Origin of the sequence: Microvirga vignae, assembly GCF_001017175.1 — a bacterium.
GTDB classification, from domain to species: Bacteria; Pseudomonadota; Alphaproteobacteria; order Rhizobiales; family Beijerinckiaceae; genus Microvirga; species Microvirga vignae.
The window spans coordinates 780-8,604 of sequence record NZ_LCYG01000075.1 but is presented as its reverse complement, the minus strand read 5'-3'; the positions used below and the strand labels follow the sequence as shown (position 1 = coordinate 8,604).

Annotated in this window: 9 protein-coding genes and 1 pseudogene; 3 read left to right on the top strand and 7 right to left on the bottom strand. The window is 64.5% G+C overall.

Going from position 1 to position 7,825, the window contains the following annotated elements; all coding sequences use genetic code 11:
- Positions 1-163 precede the first annotated feature (163 nt).
- The 5 genes and pseudogenes from AA309_RS33535 to AA309_RS32490 all read right to left on the bottom strand — a co-directional run.
- Positions 164-328 (bottom strand): annotated as a pseudogene (locus AA309_RS33535) (phosphoserine transaminase); the annotation flags it as partial.
- A gap of 206 nt (positions 329-534) precedes the next feature.
- Positions 535-657: a DUF2474 domain-containing protein gene (locus AA309_RS35965; protein WP_200902044.1), complete on the bottom strand. Its 123-nt coding sequence runs from the start codon at positions 655-657 to the stop codon at positions 535-537.
- Positions 657-1,664, bottom strand: a complete 1,008-nt coding sequence (gene cydB, locus AA309_RS24745) for a cytochrome d ubiquinol oxidase subunit II (RefSeq protein ID WP_047191700.1) — start codon at positions 1,662-1,664, stop codon at positions 657-659. Before cydB ends, AA309_RS35965 begins: the two co-directional genes overlap by 1 nt.
- Complete coding sequence (locus AA309_RS24740) at positions 1,661-3,091, bottom strand: cytochrome ubiquinol oxidase subunit I (protein WP_047191699.1); 1,431 nt, start codon at positions 3,089-3,091, stop codon at positions 1,661-1,663. The genes cydB and AA309_RS24740 overlap by 4 nt, the downstream gene beginning before the upstream one ends.
- Positions 3,084-3,422, bottom strand: coding sequence for a hypothetical protein (locus tag AA309_RS32490; protein WP_052954972.1), 339 nt, complete (start codon positions 3,420-3,422; stop codon positions 3,084-3,086). Before AA309_RS32490 ends, AA309_RS24740 begins: the two co-directional genes overlap by 8 nt.
- A 283-nt stretch (positions 3,423-3,705) precedes the next feature.
- On the opposite strand from AA309_RS32490, the gene hemA reads away from it, so the two are divergent.
- Positions 3,706-4,962, top strand: a complete 1,257-nt coding sequence (hemA, locus tag AA309_RS24730; RefSeq protein ID WP_047191698.1) for a 5-aminolevulinate synthase — start codon at positions 3,706-3,708, stop codon at positions 4,960-4,962.
- Entirely contained in the window at positions 4,959-6,041 is a 1,083-nt protein-coding gene (locus AA309_RS24725; protein WP_047191697.1) for a pyridoxal phosphate-dependent aminotransferase, read from the top strand. The genes hemA and AA309_RS24725 overlap by 4 nt, the downstream gene beginning before the upstream one ends.
- 135 nt (positions 6,042-6,176) lie before the next feature.
- Here AA309_RS24725 and AA309_RS24720 read toward each other — a convergent pair whose 3' ends face one another.
- Positions 6,177-6,752 (bottom strand): cytochrome c oxidase assembly protein, encoded by a 576-nt coding sequence (locus AA309_RS24720; RefSeq protein ID WP_047191696.1) that lies wholly within the window; start codon positions 6,750-6,752, stop codon positions 6,177-6,179.
- Positions 6,753-6,783: 31 nt separating this feature from the next.
- On the bottom strand, positions 6,784-7,215 hold the full coding sequence (locus tag AA309_RS24715) for a DUF983 domain-containing protein (RefSeq protein WP_047191695.1): 432 nt from the start codon (positions 7,213-7,215) through the stop codon (positions 6,784-6,786).
- A gap of 203 nt (positions 7,216-7,418) precedes the next feature.
- On the opposite strand from AA309_RS24715, the gene AA309_RS36820 reads away from it, so the two are divergent.
- Positions 7,419-7,825, top strand: a 407-nt coding sequence (locus AA309_RS36820) for a GntR family transcriptional regulator (RefSeq protein WP_244470486.1), incomplete at its 3' end; no start/stop codon positions are given.

The following is a 7,825-nucleotide window of genomic DNA, read 5'->3' as shown; positions in this document are numbered from 1 at the left end:
TTGGTCGGCTGGATCTCGAGCTTTCCGGGGCGCGGATGCTGGTGATAGAACATCGCCCCCGATTTCAGATCCTGCGAGATGTTGTCAGACATTCCGAACGCCCCCTATGGCGGGATGTTTTTTGTACCTTGGGTGTCCGGGCTTGGGTTTGCCCCGGCGTTTATCAGGCTGCTGCCGCTCGGGTGATCACCTGGGCGAAGGCCCAGTCGAGCCAGGACAGGACCGCCTGCATGTCCTCGTCCTCGACGGTCGCCCCGCTCCACAGGCGCGGACCCGGCGGCGCGTCGCGGTAGGAGGCGACGTCGTAGGCGACGCCCTCCCTTTCCAGGAGGTCCACGATCCCGCGACGAACCGCGCCTGCTCCGCCTTGCCGGGCTTCGAGCAGTGGGAGCGCCCGACCACCGCATCGTCCAGAGTCGTGGGTGTCCAGCCCGGGCGCTTGGCGCAGGGGCCGGAGGAGAAGTTGGGGCTGCGCGGGCGACGCATCATGGGTACCGGGATGCTCAAGGATGTGCTTCCTTCCTGTCGTGATCTTCAGGTCAGCCAAAACCGGATGAGGAGGCTGGCCGCTCCTGTCGTGCCGACGCCGGCAGCCCAGAGGCCGACGAACCACAGCCAGCGGCTCACGGCAGAGCCCTTTTCGAGATCGTTGGTCATCAGTGATATCCCTCGTGTCCGGTCTTGCCCCTGAACACCCAGTACGAGTACCCGGTGTAGGCCAGGATGATCGGGATTAGGACACTCGCACCGACCAGCAGGAACCGGAGGCTGGAATGCGGCGCCGCCGCCTCGTGGATGGTGACGGCGTTCGGCACCACGTGCGGGAACATGCTGACGCCCAGACCAAGAAGGCAGAGGGCGAACAGCCCCAGCGTTAGCAGGAACGGCCAGTACTCCCAGCGCCGCATCAGGCTCACCAGCAGCGTTCCCGAGCAGAGACCGACCAGCAGCGGCACCTGGGCGGTGAACAGCACCTCCGGCCAGGCAAACCAGCGCTCGTAGTAGGCCCCGCTGAGAAACGGCGTCGCCGCGCTGACGAGGCCGATACACACGATCATCCCGAAGGTGAGCCGACGCGCGAGACGGAAGCTGTGGTCCTGCACGGCGCCTTCGGTCTTCATCACCAGCCAAGTCGCGCCAAGCAGCGCGTAGCCGATCACAAGGCTGACTCCAACCAACAGGCTGAAGGGCGTGAGCCAGTCCCACCAGCCGCCCGCATAGGAGCGGCCCTCGACTACGATGCCTTGGAGCAGGGCCCCGAGCGTGATCCCCTGGGCCAGCGTCGCCACGACGGAACCCGTCGTGAAGGCGAAGTCCCAGTAGCGCCGATGGCCGGGATCGCGCCAGCGGAACTCGAAAGCAACCCCGCGGAAGATCAGCGCCAGCACCATGGCGATGATGGGCGCGTAAAGAGCCGGCAGGATGATCGCGTAGGCGAGCGGGAAGGCTGCCATCAGGCCGCCGCCGCCGAGCACCAGCCAGGTCTCGTTGCCGTCCCAAACGGGGGCGACAGAGTTCATGGCGCTGTCGCGCTCCGGTCCCGGGGCGAAGAACGGGAACAGGATGCCGATGCCGAGATCAAAGCCGTCCATCACCACATAAGCGAAGACCGCGAACGCGATGACGAAGGCCCAGAGGGTGGGGAGATCGAGGAGGGCTGTCATGATCTTGCCTCCGTACCGAGGGTGCGGTCCGGATCGACGGCCGGAGCCGGGGTGATGCCGGCGGTGCGAATGGGGTGGTCAGGACCAGCTTCAGGTCCGGTCTCGCCCCGGTGCGGTGGCTTGCCCATAAGCCTGAGGATGTACCCGGTGCCCGCCCCAAACACGATGAAGTAGACGACGATGAAGGTCAGCAGCGACGCGGCGACAGCCGGGGCCTCAAGTGGTGAGACTGACTCGGCAGTCCGGAGCAGGCCATAAACTGTGAAGGGCTGGCGCCCGACCTCCGCGGTGACCCAGCCGGCGATCACGGCCACGAAGCCTGCGGGGCCCATGGCCAGCGCCAGCCAGTGCAGCGGGCGCCAGTCGTAGAGCCGGCCACGGTAATGTGCCCAAAGGCTGAGTACCCCGAGACCGAGCATGAGAGTGCCCAGTCCCACCATGATGCGGAAGGCCCAGAACACTACGGGCACGTAGGGCCAGTCGGCGCGAGGGACTGTGTCGAGCCCGTTCAGCGGAGCGTTCAAGTCGTGCTTGAGGATGAGCGAGGACGCCTTCGGGATCTCGATAGCATAGCGCACCGTGCCGGCCTCCTGGTCGGGAAGGCCGAACAGGATCAGGGGAGCGCCGTGCGGGTGGCTCTCGAAGTGCCCCTCCGTCGCCATGATCTTGGCGGGCTGGTGCTCGAGGGCGTTGAGGCCGTGCAGGTCCCCGACGAGGATCTGGAGCGGGGCGACCACGGCGACCATACCCATGGCCATCGAAAACATCACCCGGGCGCCCTGATTGGTGCGCTCGCGCAGGAGATGCCATGCACCGACACCGCCTACGACCAGCCCCGTCGTGAGATAGGAGGCGAGCACCGTATGGACGAGACGATAGGGGAAGGACGGGTTGAACACGATGGCCCACCAATCTTCGGGAACGAACTGCCCGGCCTCGCTGACTGTGTAGCCGATCGGGGTCTGCATCCAGGAGTTGGCGGACAGGATCCAGAAGGCCGAGATGCAGGTGCCGACGGCGACCGCGAGCGTGGCAGCAAAGTGCAGCTTGCGCCCAACCCGGCCCATGCCGAACAGCATGATGCCGAGGAAGCCCGCCTCCAGGAAGAAAGCAGTCAGGACCTCGTAGGCCATCAGCGGTCCGACGATCGGTCCGGCCTTGTCGGAGAACACGGCCCAGTTGGTGCCGAACTGGTAGGACATGACGATGCCAGACACGACACCCATGGCGAAGGCCAGGGCAAAGATCTTGAGCCAGTACTTGAACAGGTTGAGGTAGACCTCGCGCCCGGTCCAGAGCCACAGGCCTTCCAGCACGGCGAGATAGCTCGCCAGCCCGATCGAGAACGACGGGAAGATGAAATGGAACGAGATCGTGAACGCGAACTGGAAGCGCGCGAGAAGCAGGGCGTCGAACTGGTCAAACATTGGGCTCTCCCTTGGATGAGAGGGCGATGATCGATTGGACCTGTTGGTTGACGTGGAAACGAAAGACGTTGGGGAGAGCAAGGTGCCCCATGACGTCGAAGTCGTACTCGCCGTAGGCGATGTCATCCCGGTCGAGCCCAGCGACTTGGATCAGCTCGCCGTCAAGGTCCAACCCGACCAGGATATTCCCTAAACGGGCCGTGATAATGGCCGTTTCGAAGTAGCGGCGGAGGTCTTCGCGCTCCTCGGGCAGGTTCTCGATCGTGCGGGTCGCATCGAACTCGACCGGGTTGGTTTGGACAACCGCTGCAGTGACTAGGGCGCTCTCCATGGTTCATCTCCAATGGTGTTGCGGTCGAACGGGAGAATGATGCAACACGCTAGCGAGTCACTGCAGGTCGCAATGCCCCGCGCTTTCTGTATGGTTTACGCTTACATGCAATTTCCATACATATGCCTGCACGCAGTGTAAAGGCCATATTTTGTCGAGGCGTGGCTATGCGGCATTTCGCTCGGCATCTGGCGGAATCGCAAGGCAGCGATTATACGTATCAACGACTCGTTTGTATGGTTAGTGTGACCATACAATGAGCATGGAAGATCAGGAGAGATGGATGGATACCCGCTTCAGCTCCCATAGCGTTGCGCCTTCGGACAGGTTTGACCCCGACCAGTTCTTCCGAGGGTCCTTGGCTGATCTCAAGGCGGACGGGCGTTACCGGACCTTCCTTGAGCTGGAGCGTCGGGCAGGGCAGTTCCCGCTCGCCGATGCTTCGGGGCGGTCCGACCCCGTCGTCGTGTGGTGCTCGAACGATTATCTCGGCATGGGCCAGCACCCGGCGGTGCTCAAGGCCATGCACGAGGCTATCGACCGGGCGGGAACCGGGGCCGGGGGGACCCGCAACATCTCCGGCAACACCCGCGACCATGTCCTGCTCGAGCGCGAGCTCGCTGATCTGCATGGCAAGGAGGCGGCACTCGTCTTCGCTACCGGCTACGTCACCAACGAAGCGGCTCTCTCGACGCTGGCGGGGATGATCCCGGGCTGCATCGTGTACTCGGACACCCTGAACCATGCCTCGATGATCGCAGGCATCCGCCACTCCAAGGCCGAAAAGCGCATCTTCCGCCACAACGACGTGGAGCACCTCGAGCGTCTCATGGCAGCCGACGACCCGGCGCGGCCAAAGCTGGTGTGCTTCGAGAGCGTATACTCGATGGATGCCGACGTCGGCCCGATTAAAGCGATCTGTGACGTAGCCGAGCGCTACGGCGCCATGACCTACCTCGACGAGGTCCATGCCGTCGGGCTGTACGGCGAGCGCGGGGCCGGCGTGGCCGAGCGCGAGGGCCAGATGCACCGCCTGACGGTGATCCAGGGAACGCTGGGCAAGGCGTTCGGCTGCGGCGGTGGCTACATCGCGGCGTCGGCTCCGCTGATTGACTTCGTGCGCAGCCATGCGCCGGGCTTTATTTTCACCACGTCGATGCCGCCGGCGGTCGCGGCCGCGGCCCGGGCGAGCGTGGCCCACCTCAAGGCCAGCGGCTCCGAACGCAAGCGCCACCAGGAGGTCGTGGCCACTGTGAAGAGCCGCCTGAAGGAGGCCGGGATTCCCGTGATGCAGTCCGAGACCCACCTCGTTCCGGTGTTCGTGGGCGACGCCCACTTGGTCCGGCGCATCTCGGACGAGTTGTTGCAGCGGCATGGAATCTACATCCAGCCGATCAACTACCCCACGGTGCCACGCGGTACTGAGCGGCTGCGGATCACGCCGACCCCGCTTCACACCGATGAGCAGGTGGATCACCTCGTTGAGGCACTAACGGCGGTGTTCCAGGCGCACGGACTTGGGATAAGGCAGGCGGCATGACATTCGAGCGCGAGAACGTGCGGCGCCTTGCCGGCTACGTCCCGGGTGAGCAGCCCACCCGGGCGGTGGCCAAGCTCAACACGAATGAGAACCCGTTTCCGCCAAGTGACGCAGTCCGCGCAGCCCTGAAGGAAGTCGACGGTGAGATGCTGCGACACTACCCGGATCCCACGGCCTGGGCGTTCCGCACCGAAGCTGCTCGCCTGCACGGCCTGACGCCGGATCACATCATCGCCACCAATGGCGGCGACGAGCTCCTGCGGTTAGCCTTGACGACGTTCCTGCCGCCCGGTGCTCCGCTCGGCCTGGCGGACCCGAGCTACTCGCTCTGTCCGGTGCTGGCGGCCATCCACGGCAGCCCGAAGTACGCAGTACCCTTGCACGCCGACTGGTCCGCTCCGGCGGATATCCCACGGCGGTGGAACAAGGCTCGGGCCAAGCTGGCGATACTTGTCAATCCGCATGCTCCCTCAGGCCGGCTGACCTCCGTGGATGAGCTGGCGGCGATCGCGCGTGCCTTCAAGGGCGTGCTGGTGATCGACGAAGCCTATGTCGACTTTGTCGATCCCGAAATTAGCCACAACACCATTGGCCTGGTATCAGAGTTCGACAACGTCCTGCTCCTGCGCACCATGAGCAAGGGCTATTCCCTCGCCGGGCTGCGCCTGGGCTACGGGATCGGCTCGCCCGGCCTGATCGCGCCCATGCTGTCGAAGACAAAGGATTCGTACAACGTGGACGCGGTGGCCCAGAAGCTTGGGGAAGCGGCCCTGCGCCATCGCGCGGAGGCGGTCCGCACCTGGGAATATGTCCGCGCGGAGCGAAGCCGAATGGTGCGGGAACTCTCCGCACGGGGGTTCGCCTGTGCGCCTTCGCAAGCCAACTTCCTTCTGGCCACAGTGCCGGGTTCTTCGGGCACAGCGGAGGGGCTGCTGCGGAGACTCGCGGGGGAGGGGATCTTCGTCCGGTGGTTCAATCAGGACCGGCTCCGCGACAGTCTCCGCATCTCGATCGGGACGCAGGATGAGAATAGCGCGCTCCTCACGGCAGTGGACGGGCTGATGCAGGGTGGTGTCTGAGGTTCAGTGTGCCGCCGCCAGGGCAGCTTGGGCTCCGGCCCGCAGGAAGCCCGTGTCAGTCCCAATGGAGACCAAGTCGAAACCCTTTCTCGCCAACTCGCCGCCCCGCTCGCCCGTTCGGGCAACGGCGACGAGTTACTGTTTGGCCGATGCATCCAGGGTCTTGCCGTTCTTCGACGGGAAGTACGTGTACGAGAGGGTAATGTCGTGCACGTCGGCCATGCCCGGGTCGTCCGCGATGGCTGGATCGATGAAGAAGACCACCGCTGCCTCCATGGTCTCGCCTGCCCTGAGGGTATTCTCCTGGAAGCAGAAGCATTCCAGCTTCATGAAGTGGCTGCCCGCGATTTCCGGCAGGACGTTGTAGGTCGCCATGGCCGTGGCCGGGGCATCACCCGTGTTTTGGATCTTGTACGTCACGGTCTGGGTCTCGCCGACCTTGACCTTGATCGACGGCGTCTCGGGGGTGAAGCGCCAGCGAAGATTGGGTGCCACATTTGCATCGAACCGGATCGTGAGCGTACGGTCGAGCACCTTGGTGGCAGGCCCGGAGGCGAGCATCGGGGTGCCGCCGAAGCCTGTGATGGTGCAGAACAGGTTGTAGAGCGGGACAGCCGCGTACGCGAGGCCGAGCATGCCGGCCGCGACCGCGAGGCAGATCAGGGCCGTGTTGCGGACCCGCCCCGCGGGCAAGGGGTTGGTATCAGACATGGCGGCAGCCTTCAGGGGAGAATGGAATGGCTCAGCCGCCAGATACGGTGGACCCAGAGGGATTAGGTGCGTTCTTCGCTGCCAGTTGCGGGTTCAGGAAGCGGCCCTCCTCGGCCTTGTAGAAGTACTGGCTCGCAACCAGCATGCCCTTGAAGGGCCGGATCGTCGGCACGCAGCTCAGCAGGAGGAACGGCAGCGTCGTGAGCAGGTGCACCCACAGGCCCGGCTCGTAGGCCATCTCAATCCACACGCCGAACGCGGTTGCCGGAACCGCCATCGTCATCATCACGAAGAAGGCGGGGCCATCGGCCGGGTCGGCGAACGAGTAGTCGAGGTCACACGACTCGCAGCGCGGGGCGAGCGTAAGGAAGCCGTTGAACAGGCGGCCCTTGCCGCATCTGGGGCAGCGGCACTTGAGGCCGTACTTGAGAACGGCCTCCCTGGCGGTAAGGGTCTTGGTCATATCTGATCCTTCAGGTCCGCGCCCCGGACCCCCCGGGGCGATGGCATATTGTATGGATTGACTGCCCCTACAATATGCCATAGCCTAAGTGCACAGGCTGATCCGATCCGTCGATAGGAGTCGAGATTTGCGTCAATCTGCTTCGCACATCATGTATGTCGTGCATGAGCCATATATTTACAAGACAAGAAGGTCAAGCAAACGTGCTGTCCTGGATGCCGCAGCTTGAGAAGGGAAGCGGGCCCAAGTACCGGGCCATCGCCGGGGCTCTGCTGGCCGACGTGCAGTCCGGGCGGCTCAAGCCCGGCCACCGCCTGCCGCCGCAGCGCCAGCTCGCGAAGGAACTCGGGGTTGATCTCACCACTGTGACCCGCGCCTTCAACGAGGCCCGCAAGATGGGGCTGATCGAGGCCAACACGGGGAGCGGAAGCTACGTGCGGCGAAGAGTTCCCGATCGGGAGGAGGTCGCGCCTGCCGGATCCCCGGTCATCGACCTGAGCATGAACATGCCGCCGCAACCGCCTGAGGCAAGGCTGCGCGAGCACATCCAGGACGGGATCGCGGGCGTGCTGTCGTCCCCGCATGGGCTGATGCACCTCCACTACCAGGA

Excerpts from the sequence above, each read along its gene's own strand:
- AA309_RS35965 (WP_200902044.1), bottom strand. The coding sequence starts at position 657 with ATGACCAACGATCTCGAAAAGGGCTCTGCCGTGAGCCGCTGGCTGTGG.
- cydB (WP_047191700.1), bottom strand. The coding sequence starts at position 1,664 with ATGACAGCCCTCCTCGATCTCCCCACCCTCTGGGCCTTCGTCATCGCG.
- AA309_RS24740 (WP_047191699.1), bottom strand. The coding sequence starts at position 3,091 with ATGTTTGACCAGTTCGACGCCCTGCTTCTCGCGCGCTTCCAGTTCGCG.
- AA309_RS32490 (WP_052954972.1), bottom strand. The coding sequence starts at position 3,422 with ATGGAGAGCGCCCTAGTCACTGCAGCGGTTGTCCAAACCAACCCGGTC.
- hemA (WP_047191698.1), top strand. The coding sequence starts at position 3,706 with ATGGATACCCGCTTCAGCTCCCATAGCGTTGCGCCTTCGGACAGGTTT.
- AA309_RS24725 (WP_047191697.1), top strand. The coding sequence starts at position 4,959 with ATGACATTCGAGCGCGAGAACGTGCGGCGCCTTGCCGGCTACGTCCCG.
- AA309_RS24720 (WP_047191696.1), bottom strand. The coding sequence starts at position 6,752 with ATGTCTGATACCAACCCCTTGCCCGCGGGGCGGGTCCGCAACACGGCC.
- AA309_RS24715 (WP_047191695.1), bottom strand. The coding sequence starts at position 7,215 with ATGACCAAGACCCTTACCGCCAGGGAGGCCGTTCTCAAGTACGGCCTC.